Origin of the sequence: Rheinheimera sp. SA_1 (assembly GCF_001669775.1) — a bacterium.
In the GTDB taxonomy this organism is placed as follows: Bacteria; Pseudomonadota; Gammaproteobacteria; order Enterobacterales; family Alteromonadaceae; genus Pararheinheimera.
In genome coordinates, this window is the sequence record NZ_LXWK01000017.1 from 399,408 (window position 1) to 420,632 (window position 21,225).

At 51.0% G+C, this 21,225-nt stretch carries 15 protein-coding genes; 8 read left to right on the forward strand and 7 right to left on the reverse strand.

Annotated elements, in window-relative coordinates; genetic code table 11:
- Nucleotides 1-39: 39 nt before the first annotated feature.
- From A5320_RS17350 to recG, 8 genes are all read left to right on the forward strand, one after another.
- Nucleotides 40-522 carry a DUF4442 domain-containing protein gene (locus A5320_RS17350; protein ID WP_068067841.1) on the forward strand — a complete coding sequence of 161 codons (483 nt, stop codon included), beginning with the start codon at nt 40-42 and terminating at the stop codon, nt 520-522.
- A gap of 157 nt (nt 523-679) precedes the next feature.
- On the forward strand, nt 680-1,303 hold the full coding sequence (gene gmk / locus A5320_RS17355) for a guanylate kinase (RefSeq protein WP_068067844.1): 624 nt from the start codon (nt 680-682) through the stop codon (nt 1,301-1,303).
- A 54-nt stretch (nt 1,304-1,357) separates the two neighbouring features.
- Nucleotides 1,358-1,633 (forward strand): DNA-directed RNA polymerase subunit omega, encoded by a 276-nt coding sequence (rpoZ, locus tag A5320_RS17360; RefSeq protein WP_068067847.1) that lies wholly within the window; start codon nt 1,358-1,360, stop codon nt 1,631-1,633.
- Nucleotides 1,634-1,826: 193 nt separating this feature from the next.
- Complete coding sequence (gene spoT / locus A5320_RS17365) at nt 1,827-3,941, forward strand: bifunctional GTP diphosphokinase/guanosine-3',5'-bis pyrophosphate 3'-pyrophosphohydrolase (protein WP_068068192.1); 2,115 nt, start codon at nt 1,827-1,829, stop codon at nt 3,939-3,941.
- Between the two features lie 6 nt (nt 3,942-3,947).
- A complete protein-coding gene (locus tag A5320_RS17370) occupies nt 3,948-4,340 on the forward strand; it encodes a RidA family protein (RefSeq protein ID WP_068067849.1) in 393 nt (130 codons plus the stop codon).
- 66 nt (nt 4,341-4,406) lie between these two features.
- Complete coding sequence (locus A5320_RS17375) at nt 4,407-5,237, forward strand: substrate-binding periplasmic protein (RefSeq protein WP_082971847.1); 831 nt, start codon at nt 4,407-4,409, stop codon at nt 5,235-5,237.
- A 177-nt stretch (nt 5,238-5,414) separates the two neighbouring features.
- Nucleotides 5,415-6,179, forward strand: a complete 765-nt coding sequence (locus A5320_RS17380) for a substrate-binding periplasmic protein (RefSeq protein WP_082971848.1) — start codon at nt 5,415-5,417, stop codon at nt 6,177-6,179.
- Nucleotides 6,180-6,379: 200 nt separating this feature from the next.
- Nucleotides 6,380-8,461 (forward strand): ATP-dependent DNA helicase RecG, encoded by a 2,082-nt coding sequence (recG, locus tag A5320_RS17385; protein ID WP_068067858.1) that lies wholly within the window; start codon nt 6,380-6,382, stop codon nt 8,459-8,461.
- A gap of 72 nt (nt 8,462-8,533) precedes the next feature.
- On the opposite strand, the gene A5320_RS17390 is transcribed toward recG, so the two are convergent.
- From A5320_RS17390 to A5320_RS17420, 7 genes are all read right to left on the reverse strand, one after another.
- On the reverse strand, nt 8,534-8,803 hold the full coding sequence (locus tag A5320_RS17390; protein WP_068067861.1) for a hypothetical protein: 270 nt from the start codon (nt 8,801-8,803) through the stop codon (nt 8,534-8,536).
- Between the two features lie 9 nt (nt 8,804-8,812).
- Nucleotides 8,813-9,721, reverse strand: coding sequence for an EamA family transporter RarD (gene rarD, locus A5320_RS17395; RefSeq protein ID WP_068067864.1), 909 nt, complete (start codon nt 9,719-9,721; stop codon nt 8,813-8,815).
- A gap of 106 nt (nt 9,722-9,827) precedes the next feature.
- Nucleotides 9,828-10,280 (reverse strand): thioesterase family protein, encoded by a 453-nt coding sequence (locus A5320_RS17400; protein ID WP_068067867.1) that lies wholly within the window; start codon nt 10,278-10,280, stop codon nt 9,828-9,830.
- 127 nt (nt 10,281-10,407) lie between these two features.
- A complete protein-coding gene (gene pbpC, locus A5320_RS17405) occupies nt 10,408-12,879 on the reverse strand; it encodes a penicillin-binding protein 1C (protein ID WP_082971849.1) in 2,472 nt (823 codons plus the stop codon).
- A gap of 56 nt (nt 12,880-12,935) precedes the next feature.
- The gene (locus A5320_RS17410) at nt 12,936-18,668 is read right to left on the reverse strand and encodes an alpha-2-macroglobulin family protein (protein ID WP_068067869.1); all 5,733 of its coding nucleotides are present in this window, start codon (nt 18,666-18,668) and stop codon (nt 12,936-12,938) included.
- 348 nt (nt 18,669-19,016) lie between these two features.
- Nucleotides 19,017-19,922 carry a hypothetical protein gene (locus A5320_RS22015; RefSeq protein WP_157605979.1) on the reverse strand — a complete coding sequence of 302 codons (906 nt, stop codon included), beginning with the start codon at nt 19,920-19,922 and terminating at the stop codon, nt 19,017-19,019.
- A 153-nt stretch (nt 19,923-20,075) separates the two neighbouring features.
- The gene (locus tag A5320_RS17420; protein ID WP_157605982.1) at nt 20,076-21,047 is read right to left on the reverse strand and encodes a hypothetical protein; all 972 of its coding nucleotides are present in this window, start codon (nt 21,045-21,047) and stop codon (nt 20,076-20,078) included.
- Nucleotides 21,048-21,225 lie beyond the last annotated feature (178 nt).

The window sequence follows — 21,225 nt, forward strand, 5'->3', positions numbered from 1 at the left end:
CTCGCGGTACTTTAGGCGCGCACAATTGCAGGCACATTAATGAAATCGAATTTAAAACAAGCAAACAGAGAGCTGTGGTGGTTCGGCTGGCGTTATATCCCACTGATTGGTTTTTGCTCACCGACCATTCGCGAGATGACGGCATCAACTTTAGCCGTCAGCATGCCGCATGGCTGGCGTACCAAAAATCATCTGGGCAGCATTTATTTTGGTGCTTTGGCCATTGGCGCCGATTTAGCCGGGGCATTTTTGGTATTCAGTAAAGCCAAAGCCCGTGGCGTCAACGCTAATTTCGCGTTTAAAGATGTGCAAGGTCAATTTTTAAAACGACCGGAAGCTGAAGTCTGGTTTCGCAGCAATGACGGTGCTTTGATTGACGAAATGCTGGACGAATCCTTGGCCACCGGCCAGCGCATTAACAAAACCGTCTCGGTGACCATTACTTGTCCTTCGTTGCACGGCGATGAACCAATGGCAATATTTCAACTGACGCTGTCAATTAAAGCTACGGCCAAACGCTGAACTGTCACAGCAGCTAATTTGACGAAAGTATTGGCTCGCTTGGCAACCGCGGCTTGTGAACAGGCTCCGGGCATAAGCAGCAGTGCGATCGTTAAAAGTTTGCAGCAAGCAATCACAGCACGTAAAATCCAGCCTTTGTGTTTATGCAGGTCTTGCTATGCAACATTTACCAGGTAATTTATTTATCTTGTCCGCACCAAGCGGCGCTGGCAAATCCAGCCTTATTCATGCGTTGCTGGGCCAGCATCAGGATATGCAACTGAATGTCTCACACACCACCCGCGCGCCAAGGCCTGGCGAAGTGAATGGTGTGCATTATCACTTTGTCAGTGTCGATGAATTTAAAGCATTGATTACCGAGAACAACTTTTTAGAGTGGGCCGAAGTGTTTGGCAATTACTACGGCACATCCCGCACCGCCATTGAACATGAACTGGCACAAGGCCGCGACGTCTTTTTAGATATCGACTGGCAAGGCGCGCGGCAAATTAAAGCGCAAGTCCCGTCAGTACTCAGCATTTTTATTCTGCCGCCAAGTGTGGTTGAACTGGAAAAACGGCTGAATCAGCGTGGCCAGGATAGCCAGGAAGTAATCGCCAAACGCATGCAACAAGCGCAAAGCGAAATCAGCCATGTCACTGAATATGATTATGTTTTGGTAAATGATGATTTCCAGCTGTGTTTACAGCAATTACAACATGTCGTACTTGGTCAGCGGTTGACGCTGCAAAAACAGCAACAACACCAGCAGGCATTGCTGACTGAGTTGTTGGCGAATTAACCGAAATAGCGTAGACTAGTCGGTCTTGTCAGAATTTGAATACCGGAGTGGTAAATGGCTCGCGTAACAGTTGAAGATGCAGTAAATAAAATTGGTAACCGTTTTGATCTGATCCTGGTCGCAGCACGCCGTGCACGCCAACTGTCAGTAGAAGGCAAAGAGCCAATGGTTGATGTTGAGAACGATAAATCAACAGTTGTGGCACTGCGGGAAATCGAAAAAGGTTTTATCACCGCTAATATCCTGGACCAGCAAGAACGTCGCGACCAGCTGCAACAGGAAGCTTCTGAAATGGCCGCTGTAGCCGCCATCATCGGCACCGAGCAGTAATCCAATATTTCGGGCAGCTGCCAGCTTCTGGTATCCATCTGAAGCTCAGCTGCTTAAATCATCTTTAATTAAGTTCTACTACCTCAATTATTTCAGCCAACAGCTGTACACCGTTGGCAAGCAAGCAAAATCCACGTATATTTTAGGCAGATAGCGGGCGTCAGTGTGACTTCCCGATATGGAGCTTATTGCAGTGTATTTATTTGAAGGTCTGAAACAACAGATCAGTGTGTATTTGCCGGCCGAGCAGGTTGCCATGGTGCAACAGGCGTATTTGCTGGCAAGGGATGCACATGCCCCGCAAACCCGCTCCAGTGGTGAACCTTATATTACCCATCCGGTCGCCGTGACCAGCATCCTTGCAGAAATGCGGATGGACCATGAAACCCTGATGGCCGCGTTGTTACACGATGTGATTGAAGACACCGAATACAGTAAAGAAGATCTGGAGCAGCGTTTTGGCGGCACTGTGGCCGAACTGGTACAAGGCGTATCCAAACTCGATAAAGTAAAGTTCAAAGATATCAAAGAGTTTGAAGTCACCAACCTGCAGAAAATGTTTATGGCGATGACGCAGGACATCCGGGTCATTCTGATTAAACTGGCTGATCGCACCCATAACATGCGTACCATCGGCGCCTTAAAGCCGGAAAAACGCCGCCGTATCGCCAAAGAAACCCTCGAGCTCTATGCGCCTATCGCCAACCGGCTCGGTATTCACAACATCAAAAACGAACTGGAAGACTGGGGTTTTCGCGCTTTATATCCGATGCGCTACCGGGCTTTAGAAACTGCGGTGAAACAAGCCCGTGGTAACCGTCGTGAAGTGATTGAAAAAATTCAGAGTGAAATTGAAGCGCGGATTGGCCATGCCGGTATTAAGGCCGAAGTGTCGGGCCGCGAAAAACATCTGTACAGCATCTATCGCAAGATGAAAAGCAAAGAGCTGATGTTTAACGATGTGATGGATATTTATGGTTTTCGGGTGCTGGTCGACAGCGTCGATAGCTGTTATCGCATTTTAGGTGTGGTACATAACCTGTATAAACCGATTGAAATCCGCTTTAAAGATTACATCGCCATTCCCAAGCAAAACGGTTATCAGTCACTGCACACCTCATTAATTGGTCCACATGGTATTCCGGTCGAAATTCAGATGCGTACCCGCGAAATGGACGAGATGGCCGACAACGGCATCGCCGCACACTGGAAATATAAAAAGCCCGGTGAACAAGGCGACACCACAGCGCAAATCCGCGCCAGACGCTGGATGCAAAGCTTGCTGGAAATACAGCAAAGCGCCGGCAATACCTACGAATTTGTCGAGAACGTAAAATCCGAGCTGTATCCGGATGAGCTGTATGTGTTTACGCCCAAAGGCAAAATTGTTGAATTGCCGATTGGCGCCACAGCAGTCGATTTCGCTTACGCCGTGCATACCGACATCGGCAACAAATGTGTTGGCGCGCGGGTCGACCGCAAACCTTATCCATTAAGCAAACCACTGGAAACCGGTCAGACGGTGGAAGTTATTACCAGCACCGGCGGTAAACCAAATGCCAACTGGCTGAACTATGTCGTCACCAGCCGCGCTATTATGGGTATTCGTAACTTCCTGAAAAAGCAGGAACAAAGCGAAGCCATTGCGCTGGGTAAACGGCTGCTGACCTCTGCCCTTGGCGAAGTACCCTTTGAATCTATTGCTCCGGATCGGGTGGAGCAAGTGCTGCAAAACAGCAAACAAAAAACCCTCGACGAGCTTTTTATCGATATCGGTCTTGGCAATCAGTTACCGATTGCCGTTGCGCGGCGGATGCTCGGTGAGTTTGATGAAAACAGCAGTACTGACGAAGTGCTGCCAGCCAAACCAAAAGCATTTATTGTCGGCTCAGAGGGTATGCTGACCACATTTGCCAAATGTTGCCGGCCTATTCCGGGTGATGCCATTGCCGCCAGCGCTTCGCCGGGCAAAGGTCTGAATATTCACCGTTCGGAATGTCGTAATATCCGCGGCTGGGAAAAAGAGCCGGGTAAATACTTCCCGGTCCGCTGGGATAAAACCGGCGACAAACAGTTTTTATGTGATATCCGGGTGTTTATTGTCAACAAACAAGGCATGCTGGCAAAACTCACCACCGTGATTGCTGGCTTGGATTCCAATATTCAGGATCTGGCAACGGACGACCGCGATACCGGCGATTATGTGATTAAAATCACCTTGTCGGTACGGGACCGGATCCATCTTGCTAACGTCATGCGCAAAATCCGGGTCACGCCGGATGTGCTGAAAGTCTATCGAAGGAAGTAATAGTCTATGTCTAAAGTTATTATCAGTACTGAAAAAGCTCCAGCCGCCATCGGCACTTATAGCCAGGCGGTTAAAATTGGCACCACGGTGTATTTATCCGGCCAGATCCCACTGGTGCCCGCGACCATGCAGTTGATTTCAGAAGATTTTGCTGAGCAAGCAGAGCAAGTGTTTCAAAATTTAACCGCCGTTTGCCAGGCTGCTGGTGGCAGCATCAATGACATGGTGAAAGTGAATATTTTCCTGACCGATTTATCCAAATTCGCTACCGTGAATGAGATTATGGCTCGCCATTTCAGCGCGCCGTACCCGGCGAGAGCAGCCGTTCAGGTCAGTGCTTTGCCACGCGCATCACAAATTGAAATTGATGGCGTGATGGAAGTTCCGTCAACTAACTAAAGGTCCGGCAGCTGGATCCGACTGGAGCTCCCACTGAAATTAGCCAAACCTGAGATTGCAACCAGCATGAAGTCCGTGTTCATTCAGCGCGGCTGGTGGTTGCTGATACTTTTTCTCGCCGGATTTACAGTACAAGCTGAGGTTCCGAAGCCACAACTTCGCTGGTGTCTCGATCATTTCCCACGTTTTCATGAATTTCATGGCCGGAATAAGCCCGTCGGCCCTTCGGTCGCGGTGATGGAGGAACTGGCAAAACGCGCTGGTTTTACCCTTGAATACAGCGCCCGCACCCCGCTCGCCCGCTGTTTTCGGCAGATTGGTCTTGGCGAAAGTGATCTGATGATCAATCTGAACTTAACGCCTGAACGGGCCGACATGATGTATATGTTTCCGTATAACGAAACCATTCCGGAAACTTTGTATTTACGCGGTGACGATTCGCGTTTTATCGATCAGCTCAGTCAATTGACGCCGCTAATCCTGGTAACAGTCCGTAACTACAGCTACAACCCGACATTGATGGCATTGATGAAGGATCAAACCCAGCACCATATTGAAGTCGACAGTATTTCTGCCGGTTTTGAATTGCTACACAAAGGCCGGGTAGATGGCCTGATAGTGCCGACGCAAAGCTCATTAGAAGTGATCCGCAACCAGCCCAAACTGCATTACCAATTTCGAAGAGCCGACTTAACCTTTAAGTTTGCGGCCAAAAGATATATCAACATTGGTCTGTCGAAAAAAAGTAAACATATGTATCTGAAAGAAAAAATTGAGAAAACTGTCGCTCAGATGGTCAGCGACGGCACTGTGCAGCGGTTATACGGCGTACACCAGCATTTGCAGGAGCCGACCTATCTGCTGACCGAGCCAACCAGACGGCGACCGCCAAATTAACATCGCTGACATTGGCGTCATCAGATCCATCAAGCCAGTGAAGCACAGCACAACTTTTATCCAACGCTACTGGCATTCGGGTATTCCGGCTTGTATGCTCATTTTAAACAACATGCCGAGTGGCGACTCAGAGCCAGCACAACGCTCTTGAAATGTCCTCAATATAGCGGCGGCACCATGCGAACACTTCTTCGGCCATTTGCGATTTATCTAGTTGTACAACTCTGCCTCACCTGCAGTATTGTCATCGGTCACGCCAATGCCGCAGCGCCTGAGTTGGAATGGTGTCTTGATGATTTCCCGCCCCGTCACTCCTACCTGCCAGGCCAACAACCCAGCGGGCCGATGGTCGACATGATGCAGAAACTCGCCAGGCAAAGTGGTTTTACGCTCAAATTCAGTCCGCCCACCCCAACCGCCCGTTGCTTATTATTGATGCAACAAGGCAAAACTGACTTAATGGCCGGGTTAATGTGGAGCGAACAACGCGAGCAATATATGCTGCTGCTGCCGTTTGACGAGGCCAAATCTGAGACTTTATTTGTCCACAAAGACCAGCAGATTGCCGACGAAAACATGCTGCAAAACCTGCAAGTGGCGCTGGTGAAAAGCCGCAGCTATAGCAAAGGCTTGATCACCCTGCTCGAACAACAGCAGGTCAAAATGCGCAGAGTCGACGATCTGGAGCAAGCCATGGCGATGCTGCATTTTAAGCAGGTTGACGCTGTAGCCGGGCCACTCCACATGACGGAACGGTTGCTATCACGCAACCCCAGATTAAAACACAGTATTGTGGTGAACGCCTGGCAACCGCCGAGTCGGCGTGAATTACAAAACCATCTGGCGTTATCCAGAATGAGCCCCAATTTCCAACTTCACCTGCAAATTAGTCAGCAGCTGGAAAAGCTGGTGATAGCAAAAGAAACGCATTTTTATGAATAGCACTGACATTCAGTTAAAGCTATACCCAAAATCATTGAAGATTCGGGTAGGCGACGAGGGAGAACGACTGGGTCGGACTGACGCTTCAGCGATCGAGCGAAGACAACAACCCCGAATCTTCAAGGATGACGGGTATAAACTGACCTTTTTACGTTAATCCGTTATGATAGCCGGAGCTTTTCCACCGCAGGACGCTGATTTTGCAACGAACTTTACTGAGCAATCTGGCCATCGCCGAGCTAAAAGGCGTCGGCGCCAAAACTGCTGATTTGCTCAGCAAACTGGCGATTGAGTCAGTGCAGGACTTATTATTCCATTTGCCACTCCGTTACGAGGACCGCACCCGCGTCTGTCCGATTGGCGACGCCTGGCCGCTGCAAAGTGTCAGTCTGCAAGGGGAAGTGGTCAGCAGCGACATTACCTTTGGCAAAAGACGCAGCTGGGTAGTGGTGTTGCGCGATGGTTCCGGCACCCTGACCATCCGTTTTTTTAACTTCAGCGCCGCGCAAAAAAATGCTGTGGTACCCGGGGTGGTACTGCGCTGTTTTGGTGAAGTCAAACGCGGCATGCGCGGCGTGGAAATGTTGCACCCTGAGTACAAAATCATTAAAGATCAGGAACCTGCTGAAGTCGCCGAAACCCTGACCCCGGTTTACCCCACCACCGAAGGTTTAAAACAAGCCAGCTGGCGTAATCTGACCGATCAGGCGCTGCTGGAGCTTCGCCGATGTAGTCCGGAAGAATTTTTAGCACCGGTGTTACCGCCTCAAGGTTGGTCGTTAAGCCAGGCGCTTAGTTATTTACATCGGCCGCCGCCTGATGCCTCGTTGCAACTGTTAGAAGCCGGCCAACATCCGGCGCAGCAACGGCTGATTTTTGAAGAATTAGTAGCGCAGCAACTCAGTATGTTGCAACTGCGTAGCCAATGTCAGGTGCAACCGGCCAAACGTTTTGGCCATGACCAAACTTTTACACCTTCATTTCTAGCAAGCCTGCCGTTTGTCCCGACCGGCGCGCAGCAGCGGGTGCTGCAGGATATTTTAGCTGACCTCGCCAAGCCTGAACCGATGCTGCGTTTGGTGCAGGGCGATGTTGGCTCCGGCAAAACGCTGGTGGCTGCGCTCGCCGCGTTACCCATTATTGCCGCCGGTAGCCAGGTGGGGATGATGGCACCAACGGAGTTATTGGCCGAGCAACATGCCAGCACCTTTCGCCGCTGGCTGGAGCCATTGGGCATTCAGGTGGCCTGGCTTGGTGGTAAAACCAAAGGCAAAGCGCGTGATGCGGAACTGGCGGCCATTGCGAATGGCGAGGCCAAGTTTGTGATTGGTACCCATGCGTTGTTTCAGCAGCAGGTGCAATTTGCCGATTTAGCGCTAGTGATTATCGACGAGCAACACCGCTTTGGCGTACACCAGCGGCTGGCGCTGCGTGAAAAAGGCAGTCAAAGTGGCTTTTTCCCACATCAGTTGGTCATGACCGCCACCCCTATTCCACGCACGCTGGCGATGACCGCTTATGCTGATTTGGATACTTCGGTGATTGACGAATTACCGCCGGGTCGTACACCGGTCACCACTGTGGTACTGCCGGACAGCCGTCGCGCCGAAGTCGTTTCCCGGGTCGAAAAAGTAGTGCTGGAGCAACAGCGGCAAGCCTACTGGGTTTGTACTTTGATTGACGAATCTGATGTATTGCAATGTCAAGCCGCTGAAAATACCGCGGTGGAATTGGCCGCAGCGCTGCCTGACTTGAAAGTCGGGCTGGTGCATGGCCGGTTAAAAAGCAGTGAAAAACAAGCAGTGATGCAAGCCTTTGCCGCCAACGAAATTCAGCTGTTGGTGGCAACCACAGTGATTGAAGTGGGCGTTGATGTTCCAAACGCCAGCCTGATGATTATCGAAAACCCGGAGCGGCTTGGCCTGGCGCAACTGCATCAGCTGCGCGGCCGGGTTGGCCGTGGCAGTGCGGTGTCGCATTGTGTGCTGCTGTATCACGCGCCATTATCCGGCACCGCTCAGGCAAGGCTTGGCGTTTTGCGCGAAAGTAACGATGGTTTTGTGATTGCGCAACGTGATTTAGAAATTCGTGGCCCGGGTGAGCTACTTGGCACCCGGCAGACGGGTGTGGCTAACTATCGCATCGCCGACTTAACCCGTGATGCAGCTTTAATTGCCCCGGCGCAACAAGCGGCGCAGCGGTTATGGCAACTGGATAAACGCGCTGCAGAAGGCTTGATCCGGCGCTGGCTGGGCTATCGGGACATATATGCGCAAGCTTAGTGGTACGCGCAAGCTTAGTGGTACGCGCAGGCTTAGTGGTATGCGCAGGCTTAATAAGAAAAGTGTTTGCCATTAATCGCTAATGCCAATTTTATACACCGCCGACACCGATGGATGGGATAACAGCAGCTCTGCTTCGGCCAATAAAACCGCAGGATCCACAATGCCATCCTGACAGGTCAACGCCAGCTGCAGACAATCCTGCTCGTGAAAATGCGCCACCACAGGTTCAGCGACATCCAGCACTAACGGATGACGCACATCATAGCCGCATTGCTCAGCAACTTCGGTCAAAGTCACATCATCGTCCGACACATCCACCGCTACATAAAGTTTCAGCATATTTTTCTCTTATAGTGATGTTGCCGTGCGTCGCCCGCGGCGTAACTGGTAAGCCGCGTCCAGTGAATACACCAGCAAGGCGGTCCAGATAAAGACAAAGGTTACCAGCTTACTGCTATCCAGCGGCTCGTGGTAAATAAAGACGCCAAACACAAACATAAAACTTGGGCCAATGTACTGGAAAAAGCCCATGGTCGACAATTGCAGACGCCGGGCTGCGGCAATAAAACACAGTAGCGGCACAGTCGTCACTACACCGGCGGCTACCAGCCATAAGTTCAGCGTCAGGCTGTTTTCAAGTAAATTGGCCGAGGCTGAATCGGCGAACGTTATCCAGTAATATAGCGCCAGCGGCATTAATAATAATGATTCCACAAACAAACCGCTCAAGGCATCCACCGCTAATTTTTTGCGAAACAAACCATAGAGTGCAAAACTACTGGCCAGCACCAGCGCCACCCAAGGCAAAGAGCCAAAATATACCAACTGGATCAGCACGCCGGTAAAGGCCAGCGCCACTGCCGCCCACTGTAATTTACGCAGCCGTTCGCCAAGAAATACCATCCCGAGCAATACATTTAACAGTGGATTGATGTAATAACCGAGGCTGGCTTCGAGCATATGTTCATTATTAACTGCCCAGATAAACAGCCCCCAATTACCGGCCAGCAACAGGCCAGTCCCAAGCATAGCCGCCACCATTTTTGGTTGTTTTAATACCGCCAGCACGCGCGGCCATTGCTGCATCGCGGTTAAAATCAGCGCCAGTAACAAAAACGACCAGACGATGCGATGAAGCAATATTTCCATGGCCGGCACAAAGTCGATACTTTTAAAATACAGCGGCGCGATGCCCCAGAGCGTATAAGCGCTGGCAGCAAAAATACCACCGACTTTTTGTTCACGAGTTAATTGCATGGTGCGGATCCGAGCCAAAGCGACCACAGGGGTATGGCCAATAAAATGGGCGCCAGTGTAGCCGAATTTGCGACTTGCAGCTTGCTATTTACTTGAAGAAAGTCGCTCAACCGACCAGATAAGTCCCGGTTCCCAGCGCGATATGTACACCCAGTTCATTGTGCAATTCCATCCGGCAGACACAAACTTTATTACCAGCGCGAATGACTTCCGCAGTGGCGATAAACTCGCTGCCACGACCCGGCCGCAGATAATCGCTGCGCATATCAATGGTGCTCATTTTGCCCATTTTAGCGACCAGCACTTCATGTTCAACACTATTGAGGCGGCGCAGCGCACTGGCAATCGCCATAATGCCGCCAACGGTATCCAGCACCGTTGCAATCACTCCGCCATGCAAAATTTGTTGTACCGGGTTGCCGACCAACTGTGGCGAAAAATCAAAACGCACTTCGGCTTTGTCGGCAGAGAAGGCGGTCACTTTCAGGCCAAGCAAACGGTTAAATGGCATTTGATCAAACACTTCGGCGATAAAAGGTAAAAGCGTATCAGGCTGCATCGGCTGCTCCTCTGAGGTTTGCTGCCGTTATCTTCAAGGATGTCGGGCACAAACCACAAAACTGGTAAGAGCAGTTAATGTAAAGCGCCAACGCCTTGCTGTAAAGTGCCGTCAGCTACCCAATGGCTTAGCGTTTTAACTCAGGATCGCCAAGCACCTCGAACTGGCGCTGCAAGCGACTGCCATCACTGGCGGTGATCACCAGCTGATGCTGTCCGGCGGTGGTTTGGATCGCCATCTGATGCGGCATCCGGGTCTGGCCAAGATACTGCTCATCCAGATGCCAGTACAACAGCGCTTTGTTATCGCGATGTACGGCGCGGAAAATACTGTGCCCCAGTTTACCGTCCAGCTGCAGCGGCAAGCGAATTTGACTGTCGCTGCTGGGGTAAAGTAAATCGAGGCGCAGATTGTGTTGCGAGGTATTAGACTGGTCCTGCATCTGCTCACAACCCGGCCAATACGGCGGTAAGCCCTGATACTCCGGATGTTGTGGCTGATAAAAATATGCCATTGCCACCGGTAGAATTAAACGGGTCTGTTGCTGCCGTGCTATTTGCGGCGCACATCCTGCTGGTAACTGATAGGTACCGGTTGGATCCAGCCACAGCTGCTGCTGAAAACTGTGGGCAGTTTGTAGCTGACGCTGTGCTGGCAGTTCGGTGGTACTGCGTTGACAGGAAAAGCGTACGCGGTAACCGTCGTTGGCACAGACTTCAACCTGCTGCAGCGCTGTGACGGGTTTATTCAACCAGGGCGAGTCCGGCAACAACCGGAAGGCATCAAATAACACCGGCCCGGCGCTACGGGCACCCGCCAGAATGGCTGCCGGCGAACCGTCGGCATTGCCGGTCCAGACGCCGATAGTGTAACGGCCATTCGAGCCAATCGCCCAGGCGTCGCGCAGACCAAAGCTGGTGCCGGTTTTCCAGGCGATTTTCTGACTGTTGACATAATCGCGCCAGGAACCTTCGCTATCCGGCCGTTCGACATTGAGCAAGGTTTGCATCGTCAGATAAGCGGCGCCGCTGCTGATGGGCATACTGAGCGTTTCGGCTGCGGCTTCTGACGGAGCTTTTTCTGCAACTGCTTGCCCGCTATCGGATTGATTCTCTGCAAGCGGCAAAGCCGGAAACTGTAAATTTAACAGCGGCATAGCCGTGGCCGTTTTAGTCAGTGCCGCCAGCTGCATCATCGCGGCGTAACTGCGACTAAGTTCAAACAAAGTTGCTTCAGCGCCACCCAAAATCAGCGACAGTCCATAATGATCAGCACCTTTATTGACAGTACTTAAGCCAAAAGCGGCCAGTTGCTGCTTAAACCGCCCCACTCCATACTGATGCAACATCCGTACGGCCGGTACATTTAGCGATTGCGCTAATGCGTCACCGGCTTTGACTGCACCGCGAAACTGCAAATCAAAATTCACCGGCGCATAACCACCAAATTTACTGGGTACATCGGGCAATAACGATTCTGCTGTCAGCAGCCCTTCGTCCAGCATCAAGGCATATAAAAAGGGTTTTAAAATACTGCCGGTAGAACGACGACTTTGAATAATATCGACGGCACGGCCGTGGGTTGTTATGTTTTCAGCTGCAGCCTCTGCAGTTGAAGTCTCAGCAGCGACACTGGCATTACCAACATAAGCCCGGATTTTCATCTCCTGATGGTCAATCAGCAGCAGCGCCGAATTATGCACCCCGGAAATCGCTAAAGTACGGGCATGCCGAGCCAATAACGCGGTCATTTGTTGTTGTAATTGCTGGTCCAGATCGGTGTAAAACAATGGCTGTTGTGGCCATTTGCTGCGTAAGGTTTGTAGCAAATGAGGGCTTTGCGCTGGCCAGCCGGCTGGTTTTTGCGACAAAGGTTCGAGCAAAGCCAGTTGTAAATCAACCGCTTGTATGGCACCGCGCTCTGCCAGTTTTCGCAGCAGCTGATCGCGTTTGTGCAGCAACACATCAGCACGCCGGCCGGGGTGAATAAGGCCAGGACTATTCGGCAGCACCGCCAGCAACGCCGCTTCGGCCCAGCTCAGCGCTGCCGGTTCGCGACCAAAATACCACCAGCTCGCGGCCGTTAGCCCAACAATATTGCCGCCATAAGGCGCGTGATTGGCGTAAAGCTGCAGAATTTGCGCTTTGTCATAATGCCATTCCAGTTGCAACGCCAGCCGGGTTTCCTGAAGTTTTTGCGACAAGGTTCGTGGCTGATTGCCGTACAACAACCGCGACACCTGCATGGTGATTGTACTGGCGCCACTTTTCACTTTGCCAGCAACCAGATTGCCCCACAACGCCCGCGCCACCGACAGCGGATTGATGCCGGGATGCTGAAAAAAATACTGATCTTCAAAGGCCAGTAGCGCGGTTTGATATCGCGTTGGCAGCTCTACCGCCTGATAAGGCAAGCGCCACTGCTGATCTTCGGCAATATGTAAGTCCAGCAGTTGACCTTGCCGGTCAAACAGCGCGGTCGACCACTGCGGGCTGGTTAAACGGGCTGGCCAATCCGGCACCCACAGCTGATAACCCAGCGCACCCAGTAACAACCCGGTGGCAAGCGCAGCTACCGAGCGATGGCTGAACCATCGCACCGGCCGCTTTGGCCAAGCTCGGAGCCGCGCTTTTGCTATAGAAAGTGTGCGCCAACTCAGGGCTGCACCTCCACCCAACGCCCCAGATTATTGGCCCGGATTTTCGGGTTATACATCGAGCTTGCAGTCCAACCCGGCAAATAATAGCGACCGACAAAACTGGCATTTAACGTCGCCTGCAACCGGATGCTTTCGCCTGCTGCCAACGGGAAAAAGCTTTGCAGTCGATCATCACCGGCATGCTGGAAATCCAGCTTGGCCGCTTTGGCATCGTCCGACAGCACGGTATTGCGCAGTTGCCAGCCTGATGGAAACACCTGCATCAGCGCTAAGTCTTTCACTGGTGCAGCTGTGGTGTTTTTCACGGTGATCTGAGCAATAAAATCAGTGCCCTGACGGATGCTGGCCGGATCAATGGCTTGGCCCTGTAAGTCACTAAACTGTACTTGCAACTCCAGCCCTTCAGCCATCGCCAGCTCTTGCCCTTCGGCCGGAATACCTTGTTGGGTCAGCGTCAGATACAGTTCGCTGGCGCCGGTATTTTTCACGCTAAAAGAATCTGCTTGGTAGTCGCTGATGGCCTCGGTGTAAGCCGGATCGGTCAGTTGCCAGACGCTTGCTGCTGGTTTTGTTGCGGTGGTGACTGGAGTAGTTGCAACAGCCTGCCCGGCACTTAACGTAATTTCAGAAGTGAGATCAGTTGCACCCTGCGCCTGACCAAACTGCTGCAATAACACCGCCATCGCCCAGGCTTTTTCAATAGTGTTATGGCCGTTTTGCTGTTTTAACTGCTCAGCCAGATCCAGCGCTAATGTCCAGCGCCGTTCCGATTGCTGTAATGCCGCCGCCAGTTCCAGCTGAACTAATTGTTGCATCATTGGCGAGCGCAGCACGCCAGGCAATTCTGGTTGTTGCCCAGCCTGCTGCAGCTGACCAGCACGTTGCTGCAGCGCCAGTGCAATATCCGGCAGGCTTTGTTCGGCATAAGCCAGCGCCAGAAAATGCTGCGCCAGCGAATGGGATTTCACCGAACCGCGCAGCAAATCTTCGCGCAAGCGGTTCATCGCACCAACATCAGCAGTGTCGGCCATCGCCAGCAACCACAAACGCCAACCTTGCAACACCATCGCATCCGGGCTGCGACCATTAAAACCATTAGCAGTCTGACGGCTATTGGCAAGCCAGTTTTTTAGCATGTCCGCAGGTACGGAATGGCCTTGTTGTTGTGCGCGCAATATAAAATAACCAGCGTAAAGGTTCGCCCACTCTTCGACCATAGTGGAGCCCGGCCAATAACTAAACTGGCCGCTGCCTTGCTGATACTTCCCTAACCGGCGCAGATGTTGTTGGATGGTCTGCTGAATTTTCAGCGACTGCTCTGGCGTTGGTGTCTGATACAGGCTGCGATACAAAAATGGCAGTACCTTGGAAGTCGATTGCTCCAGACACATAAAGGGATATTCATATAGCTCTAGTTCCAGCCTGGTAAAACCAAAGTCTGGCGAGCGACTGGCGGTGAGCCACTGCTGATTCGTACCCGGCATGCCCAGCTGTTCAGCGCGCGGCTGCCAGCTTTCACCCGGTTTGAGCAAGCGACTGATACTACGTTGTTGCGGCGAATTGGCGCTACGCACCGGTAAATGAATGACTTCACTGGCCGATTGCCCGGCCATACTGGCGGTGACGGTCAGTTTACCCATGCCGAGCAACTGATTGGCTTTCACCCTTAATAAAGCGGTTTGTTCGCCCGGCTGGCTAAAGGTCAGCTCAGCTTCGGCTTGCAACACGGTTAATAAATCATCCGTTTGCACTGTGACTTTGACGGTTTGCGGTAAAGCTATAGTTTTACTTTTATCCGTTTTATTCGCCGTTTCGCTAAAAAACACCGCTACCGGCAGCGCAAATTCTTCGCCTGGTCCAATTAATCTGGGCACCGTGCTTAAAATCGTCAGCGGCTGGGTCACTGTCAGGGTACTTTCCTGCTGACCGTAGGCATAACCATCACCGGCCACCACCATCACCCGCACCGCGCCCATATAAGGCGGCAATTTGATTTGTTGCGTGGCCGTTTCACCTGCTTTTAGTTGCAGCGGGCCATAAAACTGCACTATTGGCTTAAAGCGCCGTTCACGCTGGCCATCGCGTTTTGGAATTAAATCCGAACCACCGACCGCCAGCAAATGCGACAAATCCGCACTATAAGCACCGACGACATCGTCAAACAAATCCCAGGTCCGCACGCCTAAAGCTTCACGTTGATACAAAGCCGGATGTGGTTCTGGCACATGAAAATCGGTAATGCCGAGCAAACCTTCATCCACCAGCGCCAGGGTATAAGTCATGGCACGACCGGTTTTTTCGGAAATCTCAATGCTGAATTCACTTTCCGGCATCACTTCGGACGGGGTTTTTAAAAGCGGCTCTAAATGACTTTTCGCGTCGCTGACCGCTAAATTTAAGATGCCGTAACTACGTAATGGCGTATCACTTTGCCGGTTATGATGCGGCTGAATTTGTGTCACATGGGCATAGACATTCGGCACCATGGCGTTGGTGATGGGGATCTCGAGCAAGTCCTGATCTTTTTTCACCGCCACCCAGCGTTTTTCCAGCACTTTCGAGCCATTTTCCAGACTCAGCAACACCTTGCGGTCTGGCCCTGCTGGTAAATGCACTTTGGCGGTATCGCCGACCTGATAACTGGCGGCGTCGCTGCTTAGGCTAAGCCGGGTGGCGCCATCGCGACTGGTGCTGTCGCCATAACCCCAACCGATATAAATCTCTTCGCTGCTGCAATGATTTTCCGGGCTTGCTGCGCCAACACAAGCGGTGAGCCGATAACGACCCGCCGGATAATCCTTGCCGTACATCAGCCAGCTGGCTGCGCCCTGCGCATCCGTTACTATGCTGCGATCTTCGACTTGTTTTAGCTGTTCATCGCTGACGTAATTGGCGTTGTCATCGTCCGATTGCTCCCACCACCAACGCCATTTCAGCTGCTGTAACCGCAACTGAATAGTGCCGTTGGCGACCGGTTTACCTGCTGGATCCAGCAACATCAGCGCCACAGCGGCGCTGGCTTTTTCATCGAGTGTGGAATGCCTCACTTCTTCCGGCAGCTGCAGGCCGACCCATTGCGGGTAAGGCAACACTGTTGTTTGGCGGTATTGGGTGCTGAACTGGCCGTTCGGCTCAAATACCCGCTGAATAAACATCGCTTTGAGTGCACCAGGGCTTGGCGTATTCAGTTCCGGCTTAAACTCGAGCTGCGCCTGGCCGTTGGCATCCAGTTTGCCTTCAAAAATCTTCTTCGATTCGGCGGCAAATTTGCGGTTCACATCATCAAACTGATAGTTGGCGTAGCCTTCAAACTGGGTTTTCGTCGTGGATAGTTTTAGCTCAACATCGGTTTTTAAATGTTGTGCCAGCGCCCCATTCAACCAGCTTGAAGTGAGTAGCAGCTGCCGCGCCTCTGCAGAAATCGGCGTTTTCGGTAAATCCAACTCGATTTTTAGCCGATTAGGCAGAATGTTTTCAATTTTCAGCGTGGTATCAAAATAGCTGGCGCCCACTTTGGCCACCACATGCCAGTTGCCGGTGGGCGCATCGTCATCGGTGGCTAAATCAAAGCGGTAAAACCCATCCAGTTGCTGACGCTGCACCAGGGTTTTTACTTTTTGGCTTTTCGGGTCAAACAGCTCCAGCGTCACCGGGAAATCATCCGGCAGTTGCTGGTTTTTATCCTGCAAAATCAACATTAAATGAATAGCATCACCCGGTCGCCACACATTACGTTCGGCGTAGAAAAAGCCTTTCACACCTTCGGTACTTTTGACGCCGCTGGTATCAAACTGGCCGGTCGGTAAACTTTCATTGGTTGGGATGCGCAAATAAGCCACGTCACCATCGGCCTGCGCTTTGAGGTAAAACGGCACCCCTTCCGGTTTAATGGTGGCAAAACCATTGGCATCCGACACCGCGCTGCCAATTTGCTGCTGTTGGTAGTTCATCACGCTGATGTTCTGGCCGGCAGCAGGCTGGCCGGTTTGCAAATTGGTGGTTAAAACATGTAGTTGCTGATCGCTGCCGAGCTTACTCAGCAGGCCGATATTGGAGGCGATAAACACTTTCGAGGCGTTGACGTTGTCGTTATAGCTGGTGAAATAGGCTTCTTTACACGGGTTACGGCGCTCATCCCAGTCGTAATAACCTTCTGACTGATAAAACCGCCACAAATGCTCAGGAATCTCGTCGTGGCGCTGATAACTACCTTCATAATTCAGCCGCTCCAGCTCTACCAAGGGTTCACTTTTCAGCTTGGTGTCGCAGGCGTACAAACTATGCTGCGGTAGCACTCTGGCTTCCAGGCGCAAAATGCTACCGCGGTGTTTGCCAACCAGCGCCGTCACGTCCAGTTGCACTTGCTGTTTTTCATCCAGCGCTGCGGTTTTAAGCGTGAGTTCCTGCTGCGCGATATACCGGCCGACCTCGCGATTGGTGTAATCACTTTGCCAGTTGCGCGGCGCGCCTTGCAAAAACTGGCCGATATTGCTGCTATAAATTTCGAAAATCTTCAGCTGCACCGCTTTGACATTGGTCACTTCCACCGGGATCAGTAACCGCTCGGCCTGTGGCAGAATAAAACCGCCATCCAGGAAACTGATTTGCGGCAGCATCGAGCTGACCTGCAACTCGACGGTTTGATCAGTGCCCAGCAACTGGCCATTGCTGGCGCCAATTTGCCGTGAGATCCAGATCCGCACTTTTTGTTTCAGCGGTGAGTCGGGGAATAATTGCAGCACGTTGCCATGCACTTTGCTGCGCACTGTTTGATCATTAATTTTCACCTGACCGGTGAAGTCTTGTTTGGCTAATGGCTGTGAAAACCGCAGTTCAAAGCGTTGTTCCTGCTGTTGCTGCACCTGAGAAGTCAGCAAGCTAAATTGCTCTAATGCCGGAATTTCAATGCTTCTTTTGGCGCTGAATTGTTTGTCGGTTGAGGCTTTGACGTCTGAGTTAGCGGCGCTGTGTTTTGTGTCGGTTGGCGCATCCTGCCATTGCAACACCATGGTTTGCGCCGCCGTGGTTTTTTCAAGGCCCAGCACTGTGGCGCGCCACAACCGCGGACTGACCGCTTGCCACTCCAGCGTCAGCGCTTTCTCCGGCTGTTGGCTGATGGCAAACATGCTGTTGATTTGGCTTTGCGACACCGGATCCAGCGTATGCACTTCAAATTGATAACTGAGTGCGGAATTGTTGTCGGCTTGCTGGAAACCTACTTCACGCAGGCTGATTTGTTGTGGCAATACCTGTACCGGATGGCTGAAATCGGTGTCGGGCGTTGTAGCAGGGGTGGCGATTGGCGAATCTAACAGCAAGCCTTTACGATGTAAGGTCAGCTGCAGTTTTTCACCGGAAGGCAAAGGCCCGACCGGCGTCAATTGTAAGGTGGAGGTATCGAGCCACAAAGCGCTGAATTCATGCGCCGGCGCCATACTCACGCGCTGCAGTTCAGTTTTCCCGACCAGCGCCGCATCCACCACCGGCCGGTTAAAGCGGTACAGCAGCTTTTGCGCAGCACCGATAAAACCTTGAGGATATTCAGTCAGATACTGTTGCCATTGCTGCAGTGCTGCATCTTGCGCAGCCGCTTGTTCGGTGCTTTGTGAAGTAGCAGTCTGGCCACTATCGGCTGCAGAGTCCGAAGGCGGCAACCGATTAATCAGCAGCGCCAACCCCGCAATAACCACCGCCACCACCAAGCCGATTAAAGCATGTTGTCGATTCATCATACCGTCCTTGAAATGCGAATTTTGAGCTTACTATTACTTCGTGAAATTGCCCGAAGCAAAGCCGCCAGATAGGTGCACTAGCCTAAGGGATAACTGTATTTTTTGAAATGAAAATGGCTGTGTTGCTGGAAATATATTGCCCATGACAATCTTGGTGAAGCGGCGTATTGAAAGCCAAAAATATAGGGAAGCGAAACAAATGTAGGTCGGATAAACGCAAAGCGTGCCATCCGACAAGTGCTTGGCTGGCATGGTTTTACCACACGATGGCTGGACCTGCACTTGCCAGCCACTTTACATACATAAATGCTTTCGGATAATTCACTTTGAGAGAGTAGCGTAAATTCAGCTTAATTTTGATTTTGCCCCGAATAACTCTTGTTCCAGAACATCCACAGAGTCGCTGATAAATAGCTTTTGTTCGGTGTCTGTAGCAATTTCATATACCTTATCAATACCACGCTCTGTCAGAATGCGAAGCTCCTGATATGCATCGGTGTTAATCCAATGTCCGCGACCAAGCACTGCCACCTGTTCACCATGCGCCAGTACACCTTCCTCAAATTTGACATCCACACCGTAAACACCAATATACTGATTTGGCGACACGCTTAATGCCGCAAGGGTTTGCTTTCTTTTTGTATTCTCATCTTCAGTTAGAAATCCCCCTCGATCCTTTGAGTAAGATGACTCATCATGAACAGTGTCTGGCTGAATGATGATCTTTGCATCCTTGCTTCGAACCAATGCAAAGTGATTTTCGCAACGGATTAAAAAATCGTTTGCCAGTTCGACAAAGGTGAAAGTTTCCCAAGCTTTTTCTGACGAAACATGTGACCCAGAATTACTGGAAGTAGCTCTTTCTACTCGCCTGGATGCCTTGATTGAATAAGCTGAACATTGTCTTTGTGAAAACGGTGCATTTAACAAAGCAGGCAACGTGTTGAGTTCACCTTGAATGCGCACTAAATCTCCATCTGTACACTTTGAAATCGTCGAACGGGCATTTGCCTTAAAGGTGCGAATCAGCTTTCTTTTGCCCCAGAAGTACGAATATGTGTAAACAGATAACCATATTGCTCCACACGCAAAGCACGAAGTGAGAGTTACTCGGTTGAACTCTGACGCCCATACATTGGCAAACCAGTCCGAATACTCAGTGAGCTTCCAGCCCAATAATGCAAAAATTATGATCAGCACTTTGCCCGAAAAAAGGCCAATATAATGTGTAATTGTTTCGTTGATTTTCAATATCAGCCCTCAGGGTCACCCATTAGTATCAGCCATGTTTTTATATCATAGCTACATCGCGTACTGCCGCTGACGCGGCGAGTATCGCCCTACGATCTGTTGCTGTGTGGGTAGACAAGCGGTTGTGCACAAACAGCACATGGTGATTTTTCTTTACTGCAAATAAAGCGTGCCGTTTGCTTTGATGATGTCTAACCACTGTTGCGACATCTCCAGCGCATTGTCGATTTCCTCTGGTGTCAGCTCAGTCTGCGCCCGCTGTTGAAACCATGCATATTTGCTATGCACATCATTATCTTGGGCTAGTTCAAGGATCAATTGGTTGATTGCATATGCTTGCATTCGACCATTTTCACCATATTTTTGCGAATGGTGCATTTGCGAAAGTTGCATCAGGGCGTTCATGCTGCCGTGTTGCGAAGCAGACTCCAGCACAGCCAATTGCTGTTGAATAAAGGCATCGCGTTTTTTGACATAGGCGTCACGGTCAAGACCGGCATTCCCTGTTAATTTCATATAAAATTCTGGGATTACCAGCCCAATCATTTCCTGTGCCGGCACATAACCCTGCAAAGCTGCCGCGGCGAAATAGTGATAAAACTGCTGACGCTGCTGCACGTCAACACCTGCACAAAAACCATAACGTTCGGTCAATTCAGCGACTGCCGCACCATCGTCCTGATATTGATGCGCTTGTTGCAAACTCTGCTGTAATTCATCTTCGGTAACTGGCACCGCCACACAAAACCGCAGATTCATCGCCAGAATATAGGCCGCTTTCACATCGCCGCTGTCTGCTAATTTTTTTAGCGCCGGTAAATGCTGTTGCAGCTGTCCATCCAGCGTCCATTCGGGCCGTTGCATGATCACCAGCTGTCCGTTTTGGCTTAGCGTCGCCGTGGTTTTTTCGATTGTTGGCTGATATTGGGCTGATGGCGGATTTTCCACATTTTCAAGCTTGGTTTTCGGTGTTACTGCAGTACTGAGTTGAATGTTACCCACTTCTGGCAACGCGTTGTCGCTGGTTATGTTTGAATAAAGCAACATCAGCGCTGCAACAAAAATGACGACCGAAAACAAAATGGCTATCGTACGGCTGTTAAAAAAATGCAAAGGTCGTCGCATCAATCTTCTCTTAAAGATTTGTTATAAAACGTCTATCAAAAACGTTTTATTAAAAACTTTGGCTATTTCACCAATTCAGTAACAAGCAGTCTACCGTGAAAAAATCCCGCTCGCATCCACTAAAGGCATACATAGATTGTACATATAGAGACAGCCACAGTGCTTTTGATTACAATGC

What these genes read in the sequence shown, in the direction of transcription:
- A5320_RS17350 (WP_068067841.1), top strand. Translation starts at nt 40, where the DNA reads ATGAAATCGAATTTAAAACAAGCAAACAGAGAGCTGTGGTGGTTCGGC.
- gmk (WP_068067844.1), top strand. Translation starts at nt 680, where the DNA reads ATGCAACATTTACCAGGTAATTTATTTATCTTGTCCGCACCAAGCGGC.
- rpoZ (WP_068067847.1), top strand. Translation starts at nt 1,358, where the DNA reads ATGGCTCGCGTAACAGTTGAAGATGCAGTAAATAAAATTGGTAACCGT.
- A5320_RS17370 (WP_068067849.1), top strand. Translation starts at nt 3,948, where the DNA reads ATGTCTAAAGTTATTATCAGTACTGAAAAAGCTCCAGCCGCCATCGGC.
- A5320_RS17375 (WP_082971847.1), top strand. Translation starts at nt 4,407, where the DNA reads ATGAAGTCCGTGTTCATTCAGCGCGGCTGGTGGTTGCTGATACTTTTT.
- A5320_RS17380 (WP_082971848.1), top strand. Translation starts at nt 5,415, where the DNA reads ATGCGAACACTTCTTCGGCCATTTGCGATTTATCTAGTTGTACAACTC.
- A5320_RS17390 (WP_068067861.1), bottom strand. Translation starts at nt 8,803, where the DNA reads ATGCTGAAACTTTATGTAGCGGTGGATGTGTCGGACGATGATGTGACT.
- rarD (WP_068067864.1), bottom strand. Translation starts at nt 9,721, where the DNA reads ATGCAATTAACTCGTGAACAAAAAGTCGGTGGTATTTTTGCTGCCAGC.
- A5320_RS17400 (WP_068067867.1), bottom strand. Translation starts at nt 10,280, where the DNA reads ATGCAGCCTGATACGCTTTTACCTTTTATCGCCGAAGTGTTTGATCAA.
- A5320_RS17410 (WP_068067869.1), bottom strand. Translation starts at nt 18,668, where the DNA reads ATGAATCGACAACATGCTTTAATCGGCTTGGTGGTGGCGGTGGTTATT.
- A5320_RS17420 (WP_157605982.1), bottom strand. Translation starts at nt 21,047, where the DNA reads ATGCGACGACCTTTGCATTTTTTTAACAGCCGTACGATAGCCATTTTG.